The 20,896-nt window shown below is 72.1% G+C and carries 21 protein-coding genes; 8 read left to right on the top strand and 13 right to left on the bottom strand.

What is annotated here, in order from left to right; translation table 11 throughout:
• Positions 1–143: 143 nt before the first annotated feature.
• Positions 144–731 carry a nucleoside deaminase gene (locus ACZ4XD_RS23885; protein WP_468045141.1) on the bottom strand — a complete coding sequence of 196 codons (588 nt, stop codon included), beginning with the start codon at positions 729–731 and terminating at the stop codon, positions 144–146.
• Positions 732–814: 83 nt separating this feature from the next.
• Between ACZ4XD_RS23885 and ACZ4XD_RS23880 the strand changes: the two genes are divergently transcribed.
• From ACZ4XD_RS23880 to ACZ4XD_RS23860, 5 genes are all read left to right on the top strand, one after another.
• The gene (locus ACZ4XD_RS23880; RefSeq protein ID WP_468045139.1) at positions 815–1,801 is read left to right on the top strand and encodes an antibiotic biosynthesis monooxygenase; all 987 of its coding nucleotides are present in this window, start codon (positions 815–817) and stop codon (positions 1,799–1,801) included.
• A 13-nt stretch (positions 1,802–1,814) separates the two neighbouring features.
• On the top strand, positions 1,815–3,212 hold the full coding sequence (locus ACZ4XD_RS23875; protein ID WP_468045137.1) for an FAD-binding oxidoreductase: 1,398 nt from the start codon (positions 1,815–1,817) through the stop codon (positions 3,210–3,212).
• Positions 3,213–3,278: 66 nt separating this feature from the next.
• On the top strand, positions 3,279–4,826 hold the full coding sequence (locus tag ACZ4XD_RS23870) for an ATP-dependent DNA ligase (RefSeq protein WP_468045135.1): 1,548 nt from the start codon (positions 3,279–3,281) through the stop codon (positions 4,824–4,826).
• Positions 4,827–4,830: 4 nt separating this feature from the next.
• Positions 4,831–5,304, top strand: coding sequence for an NUDIX hydrolase (locus ACZ4XD_RS23865; RefSeq protein WP_468045133.1), 474 nt, complete (start codon positions 4,831–4,833; stop codon positions 5,302–5,304).
• 168 nt (positions 5,305–5,472) lie between these two features.
• Positions 5,473–6,486 (top strand): DUF5937 family protein, encoded by a 1,014-nt coding sequence (locus tag ACZ4XD_RS23860; protein WP_468045131.1) that lies wholly within the window; start codon positions 5,473–5,475, stop codon positions 6,484–6,486.
• Positions 6,487–6,508: 22 nt separating this feature from the next.
• On the opposite strand, the gene ACZ4XD_RS23855 is transcribed toward ACZ4XD_RS23860, so the two are convergent.
• Positions 6,509–6,985 carry a MerR family transcriptional regulator gene (locus ACZ4XD_RS23855; protein ID WP_468045129.1) on the bottom strand — a complete coding sequence of 159 codons (477 nt, stop codon included), beginning with the start codon at positions 6,983–6,985 and terminating at the stop codon, positions 6,509–6,511.
• Positions 6,986–7,008: 23 nt separating this feature from the next.
• Between ACZ4XD_RS23855 and ACZ4XD_RS23850 the strand changes: the two genes are divergently transcribed.
• Positions 7,009–8,457 carry a DHA2 family efflux MFS transporter permease subunit gene (locus ACZ4XD_RS23850; protein ID WP_468045127.1) on the top strand — a complete coding sequence of 483 codons (1,449 nt, stop codon included), beginning with the start codon at positions 7,009–7,011 and terminating at the stop codon, positions 8,455–8,457.
• Positions 8,458–8,517: 60 nt separating this feature from the next.
• Here the strand turns inward: ACZ4XD_RS23850 and ACZ4XD_RS23845 are convergent, their stop codons facing one another.
• From ACZ4XD_RS23845 to ACZ4XD_RS23820, 6 genes are all read right to left on the bottom strand, one after another.
• On the bottom strand, positions 8,518–9,993 hold the full coding sequence (locus tag ACZ4XD_RS23845) for a membrane-associated oxidoreductase (RefSeq protein ID WP_468045125.1): 1,476 nt from the start codon (positions 9,991–9,993) through the stop codon (positions 8,518–8,520).
• 134 nt (positions 9,994–10,127) lie between these two features.
• Complete coding sequence (locus ACZ4XD_RS23840) at positions 10,128–11,120, bottom strand: zinc-dependent alcohol dehydrogenase family protein (protein ID WP_468045123.1); 993 nt, start codon at positions 11,118–11,120, stop codon at positions 10,128–10,130.
• Positions 11,117–11,992, bottom strand: a complete 876-nt coding sequence (locus tag ACZ4XD_RS23835) for a carbohydrate ABC transporter permease (RefSeq protein WP_387248160.1) — start codon at positions 11,990–11,992, stop codon at positions 11,117–11,119. Before ACZ4XD_RS23835 ends, ACZ4XD_RS23840 begins: the two co-directional genes overlap by 4 nt.
• Positions 11,989–12,972 (bottom strand): carbohydrate ABC transporter permease, encoded by a 984-nt coding sequence (locus tag ACZ4XD_RS23830; protein ID WP_468045121.1) that lies wholly within the window; start codon positions 12,970–12,972, stop codon positions 11,989–11,991. Before ACZ4XD_RS23830 ends, ACZ4XD_RS23835 begins: the two co-directional genes overlap by 4 nt.
• Positions 12,953–14,332 carry an ABC transporter substrate-binding protein gene (locus tag ACZ4XD_RS23825; protein WP_468045119.1) on the bottom strand — a complete coding sequence of 460 codons (1,380 nt, stop codon included), beginning with the start codon at positions 14,330–14,332 and terminating at the stop codon, positions 12,953–12,955. Before ACZ4XD_RS23825 ends, ACZ4XD_RS23830 begins: the two co-directional genes overlap by 20 nt.
• A 204-nt stretch (positions 14,333–14,536) precedes the next feature.
• A complete protein-coding gene (locus tag ACZ4XD_RS23820) occupies positions 14,537–15,298 on the bottom strand; it encodes a DeoR/GlpR family DNA-binding transcription regulator (RefSeq protein ID WP_468045117.1) in 762 nt (253 codons plus the stop codon).
• A 309-nt stretch (positions 15,299–15,607) separates the two neighbouring features.
• Here ACZ4XD_RS23820 and ACZ4XD_RS23815 point away from each other — a divergent pair, with 309 nt between their 5' ends.
• Positions 15,608–16,030 (top strand): STAS domain-containing protein, encoded by a 423-nt coding sequence (locus tag ACZ4XD_RS23815; RefSeq protein WP_245698880.1) that lies wholly within the window; start codon positions 15,608–15,610, stop codon positions 16,028–16,030.
• A gap of 63 nt (positions 16,031–16,093) precedes the next feature.
• Here the strand turns inward: ACZ4XD_RS23815 and ACZ4XD_RS23810 are convergent, their stop codons facing one another.
• Both ACZ4XD_RS23810 and ACZ4XD_RS23805 read right to left on the bottom strand, forming a co-directional pair.
• The gene (locus ACZ4XD_RS23810; protein ID WP_468045114.1) at positions 16,094–16,846 is read right to left on the bottom strand and encodes a hypothetical protein; all 753 of its coding nucleotides are present in this window, start codon (positions 16,844–16,846) and stop codon (positions 16,094–16,096) included.
• A gap of 2 nt (positions 16,847–16,848) precedes the next feature.
• Entirely contained in the window at positions 16,849–17,493 is a 645-nt protein-coding gene (locus tag ACZ4XD_RS23805) for an RNA polymerase sigma factor (RefSeq protein WP_468045112.1), read from the bottom strand.
• Positions 17,494–17,875: 382 nt separating this feature from the next.
• On the opposite strand from ACZ4XD_RS23805, the gene ACZ4XD_RS23800 reads away from it, so the two are divergent.
• Positions 17,876–18,694, top strand: a complete 819-nt coding sequence (locus ACZ4XD_RS23800; RefSeq protein ID WP_468045110.1) for an SAM-dependent methyltransferase — start codon at positions 17,876–17,878, stop codon at positions 18,692–18,694.
• Between the two features lie 34 nt (positions 18,695–18,728).
• Here the strand turns inward: ACZ4XD_RS23800 and dhaM are convergent, their stop codons facing one another.
• The 3 genes from dhaM to dhaK all read right to left on the bottom strand — a co-directional run bounded on the left by dhaM (position 18,729) and on the right by dhaK (position 20,833).
• A complete protein-coding gene (gene dhaM, locus ACZ4XD_RS23795; protein WP_468045108.1) occupies positions 18,729–19,169 on the bottom strand; it encodes a dihydroxyacetone kinase phosphoryl donor subunit DhaM in 441 nt (146 codons plus the stop codon).
• Positions 19,166–19,762, bottom strand: coding sequence for a dihydroxyacetone kinase subunit DhaL (gene dhaL / locus ACZ4XD_RS23790; RefSeq protein WP_468045153.1), 597 nt, complete (start codon positions 19,760–19,762; stop codon positions 19,166–19,168). The genes dhaM and dhaL overlap by 4 nt, the downstream gene beginning before the upstream one ends.
• 78 nt (positions 19,763–19,840) lie before the next feature.
• Positions 19,841–20,833 carry a dihydroxyacetone kinase subunit DhaK gene (gene dhaK / locus ACZ4XD_RS23785; protein WP_411133314.1) on the bottom strand — a complete coding sequence of 331 codons (993 nt, stop codon included), beginning with the start codon at positions 20,831–20,833 and terminating at the stop codon, positions 19,841–19,843.
• Positions 20,834–20,896: the final 63 nt, after the last annotated feature.

Genomic DNA, 20,896 nt, shown 5'->3' with positions numbered 1-20,896 from the left:
CTAAGGGATGAGGGGAGGTAGGGGGAACCCCACAGAAACGCCGCGTGCCGGGGGGGTGAGGTCGTGCCCGGGGGGGGGGGGCCCAGGGGAGCGGCCGGGGGGGGGGGGGGGCCGCCCCCCCCCCCCCGGGCCGTGATCCTTCGTCAGTACGCGTGCCGGTCGGCCCGGTTGGTCCATGCCGCATACGCATGGGCGCCCAGCTCGGGGTGGATCTGTTCGATCTTGATCCGCCGCTCGCCGAGGGGCCGCTTGAAGTCCTCGTACTGGAACGAGTCGTCGAAGCCGATCCGCGCGGTGTCCTCCAGGTCGCAGCTGTAGTACACGGCGTCCATCCGCGACCAGTAGATGGCGCTCATACACATCGGGCAGGGGGCGCCGCTGATGTAGATCGAGCAGCCCTGGAGCATCCGGGCGCGTTCCGGCAGCGGGTCCGGTGAACCCTCGGGCCGGGGGACGTACTCCAGCGTGCTCTCGTTCTGATGCTCCACCGCGATTGACGGAGCCTCAGGGTTGAGGACCTGGATGGCTTTGCTGATGGTCTGCATCTCGGCGTGAGCGGTGGGGTCGCCGGTCAGCAGAACGCGGTTCTGCCCGCGGGCGAGGATCTCGCCGTTGCGTGTGATCACCGCGCCGAACGGGCCGCCCCAGCCGTTCTCCACGGATTCCGTGGCCAGCCGTACGGCCTCTGCGAGGAGTTCTTTGTCTTCCATCACGGACTCTCCGATCGGCATCGATTCCTCAGCGTCCTCTGCGGAACAGACTGGATAAATGCCCAATTTGCCCGATAATTCCCCTATGGACTAGGCTACTCGATGTGAGTTCCCGTGCAAGCCGTGACCCCACGGCGCTCAACGCCACCGTGGTGACCTCGCAGAAGGTGCGTGAGGGCCGGGCCGACGAGTATCGGCGCTGGCAGGACCGGGTGAATCAGGCGGCCGGTGAATTCGCGGGTTTTGTGGGCGCCGAGGTATTTCCGCCGGGCGCCGGTGAAGCCAATGAATGGGTGGCCGTATTCCGCTTTTCCGCCATGGATTATTTGACCGCATGGCTGGATTCGGAGCGGCGCCAGGAGTTGCTGGACGAAGCGCGCGGACTCTTCGAGAGCCCCCCGACGCAAGAGGTGCTCCAGGGCGGCACCCCCGCCCGGCCGGCCCCGGAGGCGGTCACGGCCGTGATCTCGCACGAGGTGAAGCCGGGCTGCGAAGAGGGATTTGTGAGCTGGCAGCAGAAGACCCTCAAGGAGCAGGAGAAGGCACCGGGCTTCATGGGGTCGGAGCTGTTCGAGCCGGTGGCCGGCGTGCAGGACAACTGGGTTGTGGTCTTCCGGTTCGAGTCGCGTGCCTACCTCGACGACTGGCTCACCTCCGACGTACGCAGCAAGCTGCTGGAGGAGGGGAGCAAATACTTCACCTCCTACGACGTGCGCAAGGTGGGTTCGTCGTTCAGCGGCTGGTTCACCTTCGACCACGGTGAGGATCACAGCGCGCCGCCCAACTGGAAACAGGCCATGTCCGTTCTGCTGGCGCTCTATCCGACGGTGATGGTGCTCAACCTGACCGTGGGATACGGACTGGAGAAGCTCGGAATCCGGGAGTACATCGGGCTGTTCCTCTCCAATGTGCTGAGCGTCAGCGCACTGACCTGGCTGCTGATGCCGGCCGTGAACCGGGCGCTCGCCTTCTGGCTGGTGCCCGCCCGCGCCCGCACCCGCCGGGTGCAGCTGACCGGTGTCGCGGTGATGCTGCTCTGCTACGTGGTGTCCATCGGCGTCTTCGGCCTGATCACCGGCCAGATTTGGTGAGGAGGCGGCGGCGATGCGCCCACGGGCACCGGCAGTTGGGACGGACATCGAGGGCACGCTGATCCGGCGGGCCGACCCCGGCTACGAGGACGCCCGTACCGGCACGGTGTGGAACGAGGTCACGCCCCCGCGGTTCCCCGACCTCATCGTGCGGGCCGCCACGGAAGCGGACGTGGTGCACGCCGTCACCTGGGCCCGTGCCCAGGGCCTGCGGGTATCGATGCGCTCCGGCGGGCACAACTGGTCCGGCTCGCCCCTCCGCGACGGGGGCCTGCTGCTCGACCTCTCCGGGCTCCGGCAGTGCGCCCTCACGCCCGCCCAGGGCACCGGCCCGGCTACCGCCACCGTCGGCCCCGCTGCCACCGGCCACGACCTGGTCGCCGCCCTCACCCCGCACGACCTGGCCTTCCCCGTCGGGCACTGCCCCACGGTGGCGGTCGGCGGATTCCTGCTCAGCGGCGGTCTCGGCTGGAACTCCCGTGCCTGGGGGGCGTCCTGCGCCGATGTGCGGGAGATCCGGGCCGTCACCGCCGACGGGCGGACGGTCACCTGTAGCGACACCGAGCACCCCGATCTCTTCTGGGCCGCCCGGGGGGCCGGGCCGGGCTTCTGCGCGGCCGTCACCGGCTTCCGTCTCGCCCTGCACCCGCACCCGGCCTCGATGCTGATGACCAGCCTCACCTTCCCGCTGGCCGATGTCCGGCAGGTGACGGAGTGGGCGGAGCCGATCGCGCGCCGCCTCCCGCCGTACGTCGAGACCGCCTTCGTCCTCGCGGCCTCCGGCCCGCCGACAACCAGTGCTCCCCGGGGACCCCGGATCACGGTCGCCGCCACCGCGTTCGCCGCCACGGAGCACGAGGCCCGGCAGGCGCTGGAGCCGTTCGCCGACTGTCCTTTCGGCGAATGCGCCGTCACCCGGCAACTGCCCACGCCGGTGTCCTTCGCCGCGCTGCACGAGGGCGCGGCAGCCATCTGGCCGCCCGCACACCGGTATGCGGCGGACACCCTGTGGTCGCCGGAGAGCCACGCCACCCAGCTGACCCGGATCGCCGACGCGGTCGCCCGCGCCCCCTCCGGGAAGTCCCTGGTGCTCTCGCCCGTGCAGCCGGTCTCCCAGGAACCCGCACTGCTGCGGAACATGGCCTTCGCCCCGCTCGGCGCGTCCTATCTCGTCTGCTACGCGGTCTGGGAGGACCCGGCCGGCGACCGGGACAACGCGCGCTGGCTGCGGGACGCGATGGCCGCCGCCGACCCGCGGGGCGAGGGCTGCCACTACATCGCCGAGACGGACCTGGAGGCCGACCCCGTGCGGGCCCGGCGCTCCTACACCCCCGCCACCTGGGACCGTCTCCAGGAGATCAAGGCGCAGTGGGACCCGGAAAACCTCTTCCACTCCTACCTCGCCCCCTGACGCCACAGGGGCGGGGATCCGCCGTCAGGGGAAGCGGTGACGGCGCCGCGGGGGCACCATGGCCCTATGCTGCTGGCGCATCTCGCACAGGTATCGGGAGAGGTCGCCGCGACACCGGCGCGTTCGCGGAAGATCGCGCTGCTGGCCGGGCTGTTCCGGGCCGCGGCGCCGGAGGACGTCCCGGTGGTCATCCCGTATCTCGCCGGACGGCTGCCGCAGGGGCGGATCGGGGTCGGCTGGAGCGTGCTGCGCGAACCGGTGCCGGCCGCGGACCGCGCCACGCTGACCGTACGCGACGTGGATACCGCGCTGACCGCCCTGGCGCGGGTTTCCGGGGCCGGGGCGCAGGGCGAGCGGCGCGGCCTCGTCCGGGAGCTGCTGGCCGCGGCGACCGCGGAGGAGCAGCGGTTCCTGACCGGTCTGCTCACCGGAGAGGTACGGCAGGGCGCGCTGGACGCCATCGCGGCCGAAGGGCTCGCCGCCGCGACCGAGGTGCCCGCGGCGGACGTACGGCGCGCCGTGATGCTGGCGGGCTCGCTGCCGGACGTGGCGCGGGCGCTGCTCGCCGAGGGACCGGCGGCGCTCGCGGACTTCCGGCTCACCGTCGGCCGGCCCGTAGGGCCGATGCTGGCGCACAGCGCCAAGTCGGTGGCCGAGGCGGTCGACCGGCTCGGGGCCTGCGCCGTGGAGGAGAAGCTCGACGGCATCCGCGTCCAGGTGCACCGTGACGGGCCGGACGTCCGGATCCACACCCGCACCCTGGACGAGGTCACCGACCGGCTCCCCGAGGTCACCGCCCTCGCCCGGGAGCTGCCGGCCGGCCGCTTCATCCTCGACGGCGAGGTGATCGCCCTGGACGGCACCGGCCGGCCGGTGCCGTTCCAGCGGGTCGCCGGACGGTTCGGCTCGCGGGTGGACGTCTCCGCCGCGCAGGCCGCGCTGCCGCTGTCCCCGGTCTTCTTCGACGTGCTGTCGGTCGACGGCCGCGACCTGCTGGAACTGCCGGGCGAGCAGCGGTATGCGGAGCTGGCCCGGCTGGTCCCCGAGCCGCTGCGGGTGCGCCGCCAGGTGATCGGCGACCCCGCCGACGCCGCCGCCCGCGCCGCCGCGGAGGAGTTCTGGGCCGAGACCCTGCGCCGGGGACATGAGGGCGTCGTGGTCAAGGCGCTGGACGCCCCCTACAGCGCCGGCCGCCGCGGCGCCGCCTGGCTGAAGGTCAAGCCCGTGCACACCCTGGACCTGGTGGTGCTGGCCGCGGAGTGGGGCCACGGCCGGCGCACCGGGAAGCTGTCCAACCTCCACCTCGGGGCGCGGGACCCGGACGGGGGTTTCGTCATGCTGGGCAAGACCTTCAAGGGGCTCACCGACGCCACCCTCGGCTGGCAGACCGAGCGGCTGCGGGAGCTCGCGGTGGCGGACAACGGCCATGTCGTGACGGTGCGTCCGGAACTCGTCGTCGAGATCGCCTACGACGGGCTCCAGACCTCCTCGCGCTACCCGGCGGGCGTGACCCTGCGCTTCGCACGGGTGGTGCGCTACCGGGAGGACAAGACCGCGGCCGAGGCGGACACCGTCGAGACGGTGCTCACCGCGCACGACGGCGGGGCCTCGTAGCGCCATGGCCGGGAAGCGCAGTGCCGGGCTGCTGCTGTACCGGGGCACGGCGACCGGGGTCGAGGTGCTGCTGGCGCACATGGGCGGGCCGTTGTGGGAGCGGCGGGACGCGGCGGCGTGGACCGTGCCCAAGGGCGAGTACGTACCGCCGGAGGAGGCGTGGGACGCGGCCCGGCGGGAGTTCGCGGAGGAGCTGGGCGTGCCGCCGCCCGACGGGCCCGGTCTCCCGCTGGGCGAGATCCGCCAGTCGGGCGGCAAGGTGGTGACCGCCTGGGCCGTGGAGAGCGATCTCGATCCGGAGCAGGTGGTGCCCGGCACCTTCGAGATGGAGTGGCCGCGCGGCTCCGGGGTGATCGGCATCTTCCCCGAGATCGACCGGGTGGCCTGGTGGGGCCCGGACGAGGCGCGAGAGCGGCTGGTGGCGGGCCAGCGGGTGTTCCTGGAGCGGCTGGCGGAACGGCTCGCGAGCGGGGCCTGACCGCGGGCGCTGCGCACTCCCCGGCTTCACCACCCGAGCAGGCGGCATGCCACCACTCGCCCTGGACACCCCCGTTCCCCACCCGGCAGTCTGGCGGCGGGGCCGTGCCACCAGGTCCCGAACGGGGGGGCCCTGGCCACAGGGTCATGAGCATGCCGCGGGGGCCGCATGTTGCGTATTCACTTCGAAGACCGGGATGTCGCGCGGGTACAGATAGCGGCCGAACCCGATCCCCTGTGGGAAACGGTGCTCGCTCTGCACCATCTCACCCCACCGGGGCGCGGGGTGCCGGTGTACGGCGCCTGGCGCGCTCGCGCCCGCCGCGAACTGGACGCCCGGGGACTGACCCGCGCCGCCCGGCTGATCAGCGCACTGGCCCCGGCCGACGCCCGCTACTTCCCGGACTTCCTCACCCCCGACGCGGCCCGCGACGGGCTGGCCGCCGGGCTGGCGGCGCTGCGGGAGACCTCCCCGGTCCGGCTGACGGCGGAATCCGCGCGGGCCGCGCTGCCGGACCGGCTCCCGCGCTGGAGCGCCGCCCTGGCCGCCGGAAGCCGGGAGCCGCTCGACGAACTGGCCCGCGCCTTCCGGGAGGTGCACCGCGCGGTGATCGCCCCCGACTGGACGGAGGCGGCCGTCACCGTCGACTCCGACCGCGGTGCCCGGGCCCGCGCCCTCTGCCGCGGCGGAGTCGACGGCATGCTCAACAGCCTCCGCCCGGCGCTCCGTTGGGAGCCGCCGGTGCTGTACGTCGACTATCCCCAGGACCGCGAGCTGCGGCTGGGCGGGCGCGGGCTGCGGCTGATCCCGTCCCACTTCTGCTGGCGCAGACCCATCGCGCTGGCCGACCCCGGCCTGCCGCCGGTGCTGGTCTACCCCGTGGAACACTCCACGGCGTGGGCACCGGCCACCACCCGCAGCTGTCATCCGCAGGCGCTGTCCACCCTCCTCGGCCGCACCCGCGCCCGTATCCTCGCCGCGCTCGACGCACCGGCCACCACGGGTGAACTGGCCCGCCGCTTACGGGTCTCCGCACCCTCGGCCAGCGAGCATGTGAGCGCCCTGCGCGAGGCCAACCTGGCCAGCAGCCGGCGCGACGGCGGTTCGGTCATCCACGCCCTCACCCCGCTCGGCACGGCGCTGCTGCACGGTGAACTCGCCCCCGTCCGCCTGCCGCATTGAGAGTGCCGGGGCAGCGGACTGCTCACGGGTGGCTGACGGGTGCCCAGAGCCGGCCGGCGTCGCCCGCGGCCATGCTGCCCCGGTACTTCTCGATCTTGTGGTCGATCATCTTCAGGTTCTCCTGGGTCTCCGCCAGCTTGGCCAGGACGTCGGCGCGGTGGGCTTCCATGAGGGCGAGGCGTTCCGCCTCGTTGCCCGGTCCGGCGGCGACCAGTTCGGCGTACCGGCGGATGCCCCTGATGGGCATGCCGGTGGCGCGCAGCTTGGTGCAGATGACGATCCACTTCAGGTCGAGCGCGCGGTACCGGCGGCGGCCGCCGCTCGTGCGGTCGACCGGGCTGACGACCAGGCCGGCCCGCTCGTAATAGCGGAGCGTGTGGGCGCTCACCCCGGTGCGGCGGGCCGCCTCGGCGATGGTCACGCCTTCCGGGGGCACCGCGTCGGGGCGCGCCTTCGGTTCGGTGGCATCTGCTGCTGAGTGCTGCTTGATTTCGAGCACGCTCTAATTCCTAACGTCGGACCATGAGTTCACCAGTACTTTCCCCCGTGGCGGCTGCCGGACTGAGCCCGCGCCGCAAGTCCCTGGTGCTCGCGATCTGTTGCGTGAGCATCGTCGTCGTGGTGATGGACATCTCCATCGTCAATGTCGCGCTTCCCAGCATGGGCCGCGACCTGCACGCGTCCGAATCCGGCCGGCAATGGGCGGTCGACGCCTACACGCTGGTGCTGGCCGCGTTCCTCGTCCTGGCCGGAGCCACCGCTGACCGGGTCGGCCGGCGGCGGGTCTTCCAGGCCGGTCTCGCGGCCTTCGGCCTCGGCTCGGTGCTGTGCGGACTGGCGCCGGACATCGGCTGGCTGATCGCGGCGCGTGCGCTGCAAGCGGTCGGCGGGACCATGCTCAACCCGGTGGCCATGGCGATCGTCGCGACCACGTTCACCGGTGCCGCCGAACGGGCCCGGGCCATCGGGGTCTTCGCCTCGATGTCCGGACTGGCGCTGGTGCTGGGACCGGTCGTCGGCGGCGGGCTGGTCGACGCCCTCGGCTGGCGGTCGGTCTTCTGGATCAACGTCCCGATCGTGGCCGTGGCGATCGTGTGCGCCACGCTGTTCGTACCCGAGTCCCGTGCCGAACGGGCCCGCCGGTTCGACCCCGTCGGGCAGGTACTGATGGTCCTGGTCCTGGGCTGCGTGGTCTACGCGATCATCGAGTCCGGCGCGCTCGGCTGGACCTCGCCGGTCATCATCGGGCTGCTCGCCGTCGCCGCGCTCGGTGTGGCGGGCCTCCTCGGATATGAACCGCGCCGCGCCGACCCGCTCCTGGAACTGCGCCTCTTCCGCAGTGTGCCGTTCAGCTCCGCGATCGTGATGGCGCTGTTCGGCCTGTGCGGCTTCGGCGCGTTCCTGTTCGTGACCACCCAGTACCTTCAGGATGTGCGCGGCCTGTCACCGGTGGCGGCCGGGCTGTGCCTGCTCCCGGTCGGGCTGCCGGTCCTGGTGGTGGCGCCGCTCACCGGGCGCGTGGTCGGCGCGCGCGGTCCCCTGATACCGCTGGTGGTGGCAGGGACGGCGCTGGCCCTCGGCGGCGGCATGTCGCTATGGCTCGGCCCGGAGACCCCCCTGCCGGCCGTGCTGGCGGTGCACCTGGTGTTCGGCGTCTTCCTCGGCGCGGTCAACCCGCCGATCACCAACGCCGCGCTCTCCGGGATGCCCCGTTCGATGGCCGGGCTGGCCGGCTCGCTGGCCTCCACCGGCCGCCAGACCGGCACCACCCTGGGTGTCGCGATCTCCGGGACCCTCATCGGCCCGCAGATCGCCCATGGCGGCACGGCGTTCACGGGCGCGGCGCAGCGTGTGTGGTGGCTGCTCGTCGTGCTCGGCACCGGCGTCCTCGTCCTCGCTGCGATCAGCTCCAGCCGGTGGGCCCGCGCCACGGCCGAACGCACGGGCGCGAGGGCCGATTCCCGTCCGTGAGGCGGGAGTTGCGCGGGGCGTGGCAGACGGCGGCGTGGGTGGGGACGGTGGGGACGCCCGCTACTGGCGGGCCAGGGAGCGGGTGATGCCCGTGGCGATCGTGGTGGCCAGCGTCCAGCCCGTGACGACCAGCAGATACGAGAGCCACTGGTACCCGCCCCGCGGCGCGAAGGCCCCCTCCTGTCCGAAGCCGATGATCGGCATCAGCAGATCGAGGGTGTAGAAGAACGGGTTGAAGTCGGGGGCCTCGTCGGTCTTCAGCGGGCGTGGCGGGTGCAGGGCGAAGGCGAGGGCGCCGATGAGCAACAGGGCCAGCAGCCAGCCGGCGGCGCGCATCGGACGGAAGCCGTAGCCGACGGTGGCGTCCTGGAGGTGGCCCCAGACCTTGGCGTACCAGGGCAGGGTGCGGCGGTGGCGGCGGAGTTTGGCCAGCTGGACGGTGCGGGCGGCGGCTTCGTCCCCGGCCGCACGATAGGCGCCGGCGAGCTGCTCGTACGAGTACGACACATAACCCGCGCGCTCGCGCTCCAGCACCGGGAGCCGTTCCTCGGCGGGAAGGTGCGGAAGCAGCGAGCCGTAGGTGAGCCGGTCGAGCTTGACCTCGTCCGGCCAGACCTCCGGCGGGACGTACAGCACATCGAACTGGGCGCGGCGGAGATTGACCGTGCCCACCACCGGCTGCGCCTCGCGCAGCCACATCTCGCCCGCGACGCAGCTGCTGACGCGTAACGCCACCCCACCCGGGTTGGCGAGGGCGGCATAGGCGAGGTTGAGCTGCCCACCGATCCGGGCACCGCGCAGGTCGACCCGGCCGTGGGCGCGCAGCCGCATGGCGTGCACGTCGGTGCCGACGCTGAGCGTCTCGGCCTCCAGCGCGTGACCGCCGGGGGCGTTGAGCCGTGCGTCGTCGAGCGTGACCTGTCCGCCGACGGTCGCGCCGTTCAGCCGGATCCGGCCGTGGGTGACCAGGCCGGGAGCCCAGAGGTCGGTGCCGATGTCGGCGTGGTTCAGCTGGAGAACGGGTTCCTCCGGCGGCTCCGTGGCGGCCGGATCGCCGAAGTGGGCTCCGTTGGCGAAGACCGCACCGGATATCTGCGCCCCGGCCAGCCGCACCGGCCCCTTGATACGGCAACAGGTGAGCCGCAGCACTCCCTCGACATGGAGGTGTCCGGCCGTGAGACCCGGCAGGACCGAGTCGTTCAGCGCCAGGATGCGCAGCGTCGCGCCGTACAGATCCGGGGTCTCCTCGAAGGAACAGGACCGCAGCCGTACCGGGTGCTCCACCCTGCCGTACTTCAGGTTCAGCTCCCCGGTGATCCGGGCGCCCCACAGTTTCAGCCCCGCTATCTCGCCGTCCCGTGACGGCCCGTTGAGCAGCAGCACCCGGAGCACCGCGGCGCGCACGGTCCGCTCGGGGCCCCAGGTGGCGCCGGCGGCGGGGTCCTCGTCGGCGTTCTCCCGGAAGTCGACGCCCGCGCCGAGGGGGAACGCCTCCCAGACACGGCGTTCCGCTGGGGTCAGCTCGGTGATCTCCACCGGCCGGATGCTGTCGCGCGGGTGGACGCACTGTCAACCAAGAGCTGTGCGGCCAGGGTTGCCGCACGTTCCCGGGCCTCGCTCAGGAGTCGGCGCCCCCCGGGGCGGCCCGCTAGGACCGCCCCGGGCGCCGCTCACGGCCGTACGAGGATCTTTCGCCCCTCGCCCGCCCGGAAGCGGCCCAGCGCCTCCGCGTAGCGGTCCAGCGGGAGCCGGTCGCTGATGAAGACCTCCGGGTCCAGCACGCCCGCGGCGAAGAGTTCCGCGGCGCGTTCATAGCTGTGCAGGACGGCCATCGAGCCGGTGATGGTGATCTCCTGGTTGTAGATGCGGTAGGGCTCGATGGTGGCGCGCGCCGCGTAGTCGGCGACGCCGAACTGGAGGTAGGTGCCGCCCTTGCCGACCCGCCCCAGGGCGTCCTGGATGGCGTGCTCGTTGCCGGTCGCGTCGATCACCACGTCCCAGCCGCGCGGGCGGTCCAGCTCATCGGCGGAACCGGCCGCGGCGCTGCACCCCAGGGTGCGGGCGGTGGCCAGCCGCTGCGGGTTGATGTCGACGACATCGACCCCGGCGGCCCCGGTGCGCTTGGCGAGTTCGAGCATCATCAGGCCCATGGTGCCCGAGCCGTAGATGAGGACCCGGGTGCCCAGTTGCTGGGAGCGCAGGATGTCGTAGCCGCGTACGGCGCAGGAGAGCGGCTCGATCAGTGCCGCGTCCTCGGTACTGATGTGTTCGGGCAGCTTGACGCAGTTCCCGACCGGGGCCACGGCGAACTCGGCGGCGCCGCCCGCCGTGGTCACCCCGATGGCGGCCCAGCGCTCACAGAGGTTGTTGCGGCCGGTGCGGCAGTAGTGGCACTCGAAGCAGTAGAGCGACGGGTCGACGGCGACCCGGTCCCCCTCGGCGAGCTCGGTGACCGCGCTGCCGGTCGCCACGACCGTCCCGGCGAACTCATGGCCCGGCACGACCGGCAGGGTGGGCGCGAACTCGCCCTGGAGGATGTGCAGATCGGTGCCGCACAGCCCGCAGGCGGCGACCGAGACCACGACCTCGCGGGGGCCGGGCGCCGGGTCCTCGACGGTGGCGACCTCGACGGTCCCGGGGGCGCTGATCACTGCGGCTTTCATTTCACGGCTCCAAGCGACAGGCCCTGGACGAGTTTGTCCTGGGCGGCGAACCCGGCGACGATCACCGGGAGGGAGATGACGGTGGCGGCGGCGCACACCTTGGCCAGGAACAGGCCCTGGCTGGTCACGAGTCCGGTCAGGAACACCGGCGAGGTGCCGGCCACGATCCCGGTCAGGACCCGCGCGAACAGCAGCTCGTTCCAGCTGAAGATGAAGGAGATCAGGGCCGTGGCCGCGATGCCCGGCATGGCGACCGGCGCCACGATCCGGGTCAGGGTGGTGGTCAGCCCGGCACCGTCGATCGAGGCGGCCTCCAGCATCTCCACCGGGACCTCGGCGAGGAACGAACGCATCATCCACACCGCGATCGGCAGATTCATCGAGGTGTAGAGCAGGACCAGCAGCCAGATGCTGTCGAGCATCCCGGTGTTCTGCGCGACGAGGTACACCGGCAGCAGCCCGGCCACCAGCGGCAGCATCTTCGTGGACAGGAAGAAGAAGAGGACATCGCTCCACTTGCGCACCGGCTTGATGGCGAGGGCGTAGGCGGCGGGCACCGCCAGCAGCAGCACCAGCACGGTGGCGACGACGGAGGCGGTCAGCGAGTTGATCAGCGGCGGCCAGGGGCTGACACCGCTGCCCGCGCCGAAGAACTCGCGGTAGCCGTGCAGACTCAGCCCGGCGCCGACGCTCGGCGGGTTGGTCGCTGCGTCCGTCTCGCTGTGGAAGGACGTCAGCACCATCCAGGCGACCGGCAGGAAGAAGCCGATCCCGCACAGCCAGGCCACCAGGCCCAGCAGGGTGCCGGTGTGGCGACGGCGCCGGGTGGCGGGGGAGCCGGGGCGGCGCGGGGCCAGGAGCGGGCGGTTCATCGGGTGACCTCCTCGCGCAGCAGGGACGAGACGGTACGCAGCGCGAAGGTCGCCACCAGCAGCGAACACAGCACCACGACGACGCCCTGCGCGGACGCCCGTCCGTAGTCATGGGCCTGGTAGAAGGTCTGGTAGATGGTGTACGGCAGGTTGGCCGTGCCGAGGCCGCCGGACGTGATGGTGAACACCGCGTCGAAGTTCTGCACGACGTACACCGTGCCCAGCAGCGCGGCGAGTTCGAGGTAGCGGCGCAGATGCGGCAGGGTCAGATAGCGGAAGATGTCGAAGGCCGAGGCGCCGTCCATCCGGGCCGCCTCGATGGCGTCGGTGGCCCGGCTCTGCAGCCCGGCCAGCAGGATCAGCATCATGAACGGCGTCCACTGCCAGATCAGCGACACCTCCACCGCCGCCAGCGGCGAGTCGGTCATCCAGTCCGGCTGCGGCGGGTCGTCGCTGCCGAACAGCCGCCAGATCCAGGTCAGCGAGCCGTTCAGCAGCCCGTACGAGGCGTTGTACAGCGCGTGCTTCCACAACAGTGCGGAGGCGACGGGGACGACCAGGAACGGCGTGATGAGCAGGGTCCGGACGATGCCGCGCCCGCGGAAACCACGGTCGAGCAGCAGCGCAAGACCCAGCCCGAGCAGCAGGCTGACCAGCACCACGGTGACCGTCAGCAGCACCGTCGTGCCCACCGAGGCCCGCATCGCGGGATCGGTGAAGACCGCCTTGTAGTTGTCGAAGGCGGCGAAGCCGCGGTTCTCGGGCGCCAGCGCGTTCCAGCGGGTGAAGGAGATCACCACGGTGGCCACGAACGGGAGCTGGGTGACGATGATCAGGAAGACCAGCGCGGGAAGCAGCGGGGCGCGGCGGGCCCAGTTCTTCGCCCGCTCGGTGCGGCGGGCACGGGCCGCCGGGGCACCGCCGCGGTGCACGGTGGCCACCTCGGCCGCGGGGGCCGGCTCAGTGGTCCGTATAGGCATCGGACACCTCCTGCGCCGGTCGCCGGCTGTTCTTCAGGGCCTCGGACACGCTCTGCTTCCCGGCGATGGCCGAGCTGATCTCGTGGGACACCTTGGTGCCCAGGTCGGCGAACTCGGGGATGCCGACGAACTGGATGCCGGGGGCCGGGCGCCGCTGGACGCCGGGGTCGCCGGGCCGGGCCGAGCGGATCGCCCGCTCGGTCGGGCCGGCGAACGCCCCGGACGCCTTGACGTAGGCCGGATCGCGGTAGAGGGAGGCCCGCTTGCCGCCGGGCACGTTCGCCCAGCCCAGCTCGCGGCCCACCAGCCGCTCGTAGTCCTTGCCCGAGGCCCAGCGGATGAACTTCCAGGCCGCGTCCTGGTGCGTACTGGCCTTCTGTACGCCCCACGCCCAGGTGTAGAGCCAGCCCGCGTCCCGGGTCCGCTCCACCGGCGCCGGTGCGTAGCCGACCTTGCCCGCGACCTTGGAGTCGGCCCCCTCCAGCGAACCGGCGCCGGCCGTCGCGTCGTACCACATGGCGACCTTGCCCTGCTGCATGTCGTTGAGGCACTCGGTGTAGCCGGCCTGCGGGGCGCCCGCCTCCCCGTGCTTGCGGACCAGATCCACGTAGAACCGGGTGGCCCGGGTGAATTCCGGGCTGTCGACCTGCGGCCGCCAGTCCTTGGTGAACCACGTCCCGCCGAAGGTGTTGACGACGGTGCTCAGCGGGGCGGCCAGCTGGCCCCAGCCCGGCTGGCCGCGCAGACAGATCCCCTTCATGCCCTTGCGGAAGCCGTCCAGCTTCGCCGCCAGGGCGGCCACCTGGTGCCAGGTGGGCCGGGCGGGCATGGACAGCCCGGCCTCCTTGAGGAGGTCCTTGCGGTACATCAGGAACGAGGACTCGCCGTAGAAGGGCTGGGCGTAGATCTTGCCGTCGGCGGCCGTGAGGGAGGAGCGGACCGGGGGGAGGATGTCGCCCTGGTCGAATCCGCGGTCCTTGGCGGCACGGGTGCCCAGCTCGGTCAGCCAGCCGTTGCGGGCGTAGATGGGCGTCTCGTAGTTGCTGACGCTCGCCACGTCGTACTGCCCGGCCTGGCTGGAGAAGTCCTGGCTCATCTTGTCGCGCAGATCGTCCTCCGGCAGCACGGTGAAGTTGACCTTGATGCCGGTTTCCTTGGTGAAGTGCTCGGCGGTGAGCCGCTGGAGATCCACCATCTGCGGGTTGTTGACCATCAGGACATTGATGCTGTGGCGGCTCTCGTTGCCCGCGTCGCCGGCGCCGCGGTAACAGCCGGCGGTGGACAGCGCCAGGGCCACGGCGAGGGCGGTCAGCCCTAGGGAGCGGGCGCCGCGGCCTGGTCCGGGGGGTCGTGCTCTCACGGCTCGTACCTTTCTGGGGACAAGGGGGAGGTGCGTGTCCGGCGAATGCCGCACAAGCGGCGGTTTTGGGGCGTACGGCGCCGTTTCGCGGGTACGCCCGGGAGCCGTCCGACGGCCGGCGGTGCGGGCCCGGCCTTCGGCGGTCAGCTGTGGGGGATGTGGTGCCGCGGTGCGGGGCCGGTCGTCCGGCGGCCCCGGCCGCGGTCAGACCCGGAGCACCTGCGGCCCCAGGAGCGAATAGCGATGCGCCTCCGGCGCGGACAGCCCCGCGTCGGTGACGATCGTGTCGAAGTCACGAACCTCGGCGAACCGGCAGAAACTGCTGGCACCGAATTTACTGTGCACCCCGACCAGCACCCGCCGCCGTGAGGAGCGGACCGCCTGCTCCTTCACCTCGGCGACCGCCGGATCCGGCGTGGTCAGACCGTGCTCCCGGGAGACGCCGTTCGCCCCCAGGAAGGCCAGGTCGATCACGAACCGGGCGAGCATCTCCCGGGCCCAGGACCCCACCGTCGCCTGCGTCCCGGAGCGGACCCGGCCGCCGGCCAGCAGGACGGTGGTGGATTCGGACGCCGCGACCAGGGAGGCGGTGCGCAGCGAGGCGGTGATCACGGTCAGCGGGCGGTCGGTGGGCAGCAGCGTGGCGACCAGCTCCGGGGTGTAGCCCTCGTCGACGAAGACCGTCTCGGCCTCGCCGACCAGCGCCGCGGCGGCCGCCGCGATCCGGCGCTTCTCGTCCACCTGCTGGGTCTCCCGCCGGGCCAGCGTGGTCTCGAACCCGGCGCTCTCGACCGGGTACGCCGCGCCGTGCGTACGCCGGACCAGGCCCCGGCGCTCCAGCTCGCTCAGATCGCGCCGGACGGTTTCCCGGGCGACCCCGAATTCCGATGCGGCCTCGGCGACCTCGATCCGGCCGGACTGCCGGGCGAGCGCGAGGAGGCGATGCTGGCGTTCCTCGGCCCTCATGGTTCACTCCTGCCGCTTTCCGTGTGCTTCCGGTCTGCGTTCGGTCACGAGGTTGCCCGTTTCCGCCCGCATCAGGTTTATAGCAACCGGAGCGGCCCCGCAGGCTGCCCGTCACGGCAAAAAACCAGACCGTTTCCGCCCGCTTCCGAACGCTGTCAGCCTGGCCGTACGCACGAACGGGTGCCCGTATGGCGCGTGGGGAGGGTCCGCCCGGGCGCGACGGGCCGGGGCGGCGCCGGGGGGAGGGCCATGGTGCGCCGGCGGGCCATCGCGGTGGTGCAGCCGTCGGCGGCGCTTAGTCTGGACGGCATGAGTTCGGAGATGCGGTCGTTGGCGGTCACTGCGATCGTGCAGGCGGAAGAGTGTGCGGTGTTGCGGGTGAGTGGGGAGCTGGACCTCCGCACCGAGCAGGCCTTTCTGGCCGAGGCCCGGGAGGTGGTCTCGGCCGGACACCGCTATCTGGTGCTCGATCTGACCGCCCTGCGCTTCTGTGACTCACGGGGGCTGAGCTGCCTGCTCGCCCTGGAATGGCTCTGCCGCCGCCTGGAGGGCCGGCTGCTGCTGGCCTCGCTCGGCGTACGGATGCTGCGGCTGCTGGTCGGCACCCAGTCCCTCGGCGTCTTCTCCTGCTACCCCACCGTCGGGCATGCGCTGACCGCGGTCCCCGACGCCAGCCGCCCGGCGTGGCCGCCCGCGGTGGCGGACCCGGTCGCGGAGGCCGACGACATCTGAGCCCGGCGGCCCGCCGTCCGGGCAGTGGGCCGGCCCGGACGGGCGCGGGCGCGCGGCGGGTGGCTACTCCGCCCGGCCCAGGTCCCGGACGAGCGTGGGGGAGGGGCGGGGGATCTCGCCGAAGTCCTCGTCGTCGCTGTCCACGACGAGACGGTTGATCACGTTCTCCAGCGCGGTCGGCAGGGTCGGGGCAAGCCCGCTGTGCCACTGGACGAGGAGGTTGTGCCGGGCCGAGTCCGGCAGCAGCTGTTTCTCGTCGAACGCGGCCACCGAGGGGCGCTCCTCGTCCGGCGCGTGGGCGGCCTGCTCGCGCCAGTAGGCGGCGTCGCGGTACTCGCCGTTGCGGCGGTGCGAGAGATACAGGCAGTAGGCGGCCGTCCGGCTGCCGGCGCCGGCGCCGAAGTGCCACCAGAAGTGCGCCGCGTCGGTGCGCCCGGTGATGTGCAGCAGACAGGCGAAGACCAGCGCGCCCTCGGGGTCGATGTGATGGTCGTTGACCAGCCGTTCCAGACTCGCCGCGGCCGCCGCGGCATTGACGACCAGCGCACAGGCCAGCTGGAGCTCATGGGTGGCCTCGTCCCGGGCGCTGGGGTAGGTGCTGGGCGCGCCCTGGTCGGCCCGGACCGTCCGCACCGCTGTCGGACGACCGTCCGCGGCCGCCGTCCCCGCGAGCAGGGACGCGCCGAGGCGGCCGAGCGCGCCCGCGTCATCGAGGTCGCGGAATCCGGCCAGATCATCGATGCCGGACACCGCCGCGGCCGCGCTGAGCAGTGTCTCGACGGTCTCCCGGCGGTCGGCGGGACGGGTGTGCCACATGGTCAGTTCCCCCTTGCGTTTCCCTGATCGATACCGAGCGCGGCGGCGAGCTTGCGCTTGCCGCGGCTCGCATAGGAGCGGACGGTCACTTCGTCGACGCCGAGCAGCGCGCCGATCTGGGCGTCGCTGTACCCGATGACATGGCGCAGCACGATCACATCGCACTGCCGCTCCGGCAGCCGGGCGATGGCCGCGTACAGCCCCAACTGGCTCTCCAGCATGGCGAATTGCTGCTGGCACTCACGCAGCAGGGCATGGGTGACGACGGCGAAGGCGGCGGTTTCGGTGAGCGCGGTGGGCTGGTGGTGGTCGTACAGCCACTCCACGACCCGTTCCTTGAGGACCGACCAGGCGTACGCCTCCACCGACGCCTGCCGCAGCGCGTGCGGCCACAGCCGGCCGAGCTGCCCGTACGCGGCCCGGGTGACCTCACGGGCCGCGGCCTCGCTGCCCGTGTGCAGATAGGCGTAGGTCAGCCACTTCCGCGCATGGGTGGCCAGAAACGCCTCGAAGGTGATCGACAGCCGGTGGTCGAACGGGTCCGAAGCGGAGGCCGGGAGCGAACAGTGGGGGAGTGGCGATAACTCCGCGGCACGGACATGCGCCGGAGCGCACGCCGGCAGCGGTCGGTCCCGGTCTGCGCTCACAAGCCGTCCTCGTTCCGTTGGGCATGCACCGAGCCGGGCGCCGAGGCGCCGCCGGCCGCGGGAGAGCGGTTGCTCTCACCTTCCAATGAACCGGAAAGTGAGCCCGTTTGTGGCATCGGCAGGGCAAAAATCTGCCGCTGCGTATTCATATGACTACGCATGACCGTGGCATGTGACCGCGCATGACCGCGGCATGGCCGCCCGTCATGGGACGCGCCGGGTGTGCTCCGGCATGATCCGTGACATACGGGGCACCGCGTCCCAACGGCCTGTCGTGCGAAGGAGTTTGACGCACTCTCGACGGTGCGCGGCGGACGGAACGGGCATCATGGTGCGTGGGGGACACGCCGGGCGGGTGGGCGAACTGGGGAGGCAGCGCACGATGGGCGAGCACGATTCCGTGGTGGACCTACAGCTGGACCGGGCCCACTCGTCCCGGATCTATGACTATTTCCTGGGCGGCAAGACCAACTTCCTGGCCGACCGGATGGCCGCCGGGAGCGTCCTGGGCGTCTTCCCCGCCGCGCTGGTCGCCGCCCGCATCAACCGCGAGTTCATGCACCGCGCCACCCGGGTCCTCGCCGCCTCCGGTCTGCGGCAGTTCCTCGACATCGGCACCGGCATCCCCACCCCGCCGAACCTCCACGACATCGCCCAGAACATCGCCCCCGAAGCCCGGGTCGTCTACACCGACAACGACCCGATCGTCCTCGCGCACGCCGCGGCGCTGCTGATCGGCACCGCCGAGGGCCGCACGGCGTATGTCCAGGCCGATGTCAACGACCCGTGGGGCATCCTCGGCGCGCCCCAGCTCCTGGACACCCTCGATCTGACCCGCCCGGTCGCGCTCAGCCTGAACGCTCTGATGCACTTCGTCCCCGACGACGGTGAGGACCGCGCCCACACCATCGTCGAGACCCTCAAGGCCGCACTGCCCAGCGGCAGCACCCTGGCGCTGAGCCATGCCACACCGGACTTCAGCCCCGAGGCGATGCGGAAGATCATCAAGATCTACGGCGATACGGGCACCCGGCTCCAGTTCCGCTCCCGCGCCGAGGTCCTGAGCTTCTTCGACGGCTGGGAGCTGCTGGAACCGGGCCTCACGCTCTCCCACCAGTGGCGCCCGGACCGCCCCGAGGACGCCACCCATGTCACCGACGCGGAGGCCGCCTGCTACGCGGGCGTCGCCCGCAAACCCTGAGCGGGCCCGGCCGGCAGCCTCCCACGCGGCCCTCCTATTCCTTGCGGTAGCCGTACGCCTCCCCGGCCGCCGCCGCGACCGCGTCCAGATCCGCCCCGGCCGACGCGGTGACCACGGCGGCCACCGCACCCTCCACGAACGGCGCGTCCACCAGCCGGGCGCCCTCGGGGAGTTCGTCCCCCTCGGCGATCAGTGCCTTGACGGTCAGTACGGCGCTGCCCAGGTCGACCAGGACCGCCACCCCCGCACCGCGGTCCACCGACCGCGCCGCCTCGGTGATCAGCTCCGCACTCGTGCCGAGGCCGCCGTCCGGAGTGCCGCCCGCGGCGGCCACCGGCACCGTGTCCCCGCCGCCGGCCAGCCCGACCGCCAGCGTCGCCACCGACTCCGCGACCGGCCCGCTGTGCGACACCAGCACCACCCCGACCCGCGCGCTCTCGCCGCCGCTCGTCCCGTTCGCCGTCCCCGTGCTCACTTCGCCACCTCCGCGAGCGCCGCGAACAGCAGTGCCGAGGACGTCGCGCCCGGATCCTGATGCCCGATGCTGCGTTCTCCCAGATAGCTCGCCCGGCCCTTTCTGGCCTGCATCGGTACGGTGGCCAGCGCACCCTCGGCGGAGGCCGCGGCCGCCGCGTCGAAGGAGTCCTCCAGCGCCACGACACCGGGCGTCAGCGCGTCCAGCATCGTCTTGTCGCCCGGCGCCGAACCGCCGAGCTGCCCCACCGCGGTCACCCCCGCGGCCAGCGCGGACCGCAGCTCCGCCGCCGAGGTCTGCGGTGCCTCGCCCAGGGTCTTGCCGGCGCGCCGCAGCAGCGTCCCGTAGAGCGGCCCGGACGCCCCGCCCACACTGGAGATCAACTGCCGTCCGGCGGCGGTCAGGACGCCACCGGGCGTCGCCGGCGGCTCCGTCTCCAGTACCTTGACCACGGCCGCGAAGCCGCGCTGCATATTTTTTCCGTGGTCGGCGTCACCGATGGGTGAGTCCAGCTCGGTGAGCCGGTCGGCCTCCCGGTCGATGACGGCGGCGGCCGCCGTCATCCAGCGTACGAAGAACGCGGTATCCAGCACCGTTTCGGACACGGACTACTCCTTGGTTGTTCAGGTACGGAGAAAGAAAGCGATACGGGCACGGGTCCGAAGGCCCGGTCACCGTCCCCAGCGAAGCCCCGCGGTCTGCACCGGCGCGTCCCACAGCCGCAGCAGCTCCCCGTCGACCTGGCACAGCGTCACCGAGCAGCCCGCCATGTCCAGCGACGTCACATAGTTGCCGACGAGCGTACGGGCCACCGCCACGCCCCGCTCGTCGAGCACCCGGCGGACCTCCGCGTTGAATCCGTACAGCTCCAGCAGCGGGGTCGCACCCATGCCGTTGACCAGCACCAGCACCGGCAGCCGCGGATCCAGGTCCTCCAGGATCGCGTCCACCGCGAAGTCCGCGATCTCGTGCGAGGTCATCATCGCGCGGCGCTCGCGCCCCGGCTCGCCGTGGATCCCGACCCCCAACTCCAGCTCCCCGGCAGGGAGATCGAAGGTCGGGCTGCCCTTCGCCGGGGTCGTACAGGCGCTCAGCGCCACCCCGAAACTGCGCGAGGACGCCACGACCTGCCGGGCCAGCGCCTCCACCCGCTCCAGCGGCATGCCCTCCTCCGCCGCGGCACCGGCGATCTTCTCCACGAAGAGCGTCGCCCCGGTGCCGCGCCGCCCCGCGGTGAACGTCGAGTCGGTCACCGCGACATCGTCATCGATGAGCACACTGGCCACCTGCACCCCCTCGTCCTCCGCCAGCTCCGCCGCCATCTGGAAGTTGAGGACGTCCCCGGTGTAGTTCTTCACGAGGAACAGCACGCCGTGGCCGCTGTCCACGGCCGCCGCGGCCCGCACCATCTGATCGGGCACCGGCGAGGTGAAGACCTCGCCCGGACAGGCGGCGTCCAGCATGCCGGGCCCGACGAACCCGCCGTGCAGCGGCTCGTGCCCACTGCCGCCCCCGGATACCAGCGCCACCTTTTCCGCCACCGGCGCGTCCCGCCGTACGATCACCCGGTTCTCGGCATCCACCACCAGCTCGGGGTGGGCCGCGGCCATCCCGCGCAGCGCATCCGTCACCACGGTTTCGGCGACGTTGATCAGCATCTTCATGGGTACCTCCTGGTGAGCTGGCAATCGGGTCGCTGACCGGCGTTTGCCCAGGTCAGGCTGTGG

The sequence above is a fragment of the Streptomyces sp. NPDC029466 genome (assembly GCF_055574515.1).
This window is presented reverse-complemented; position numbering and strand designations above follow the sequence as displayed.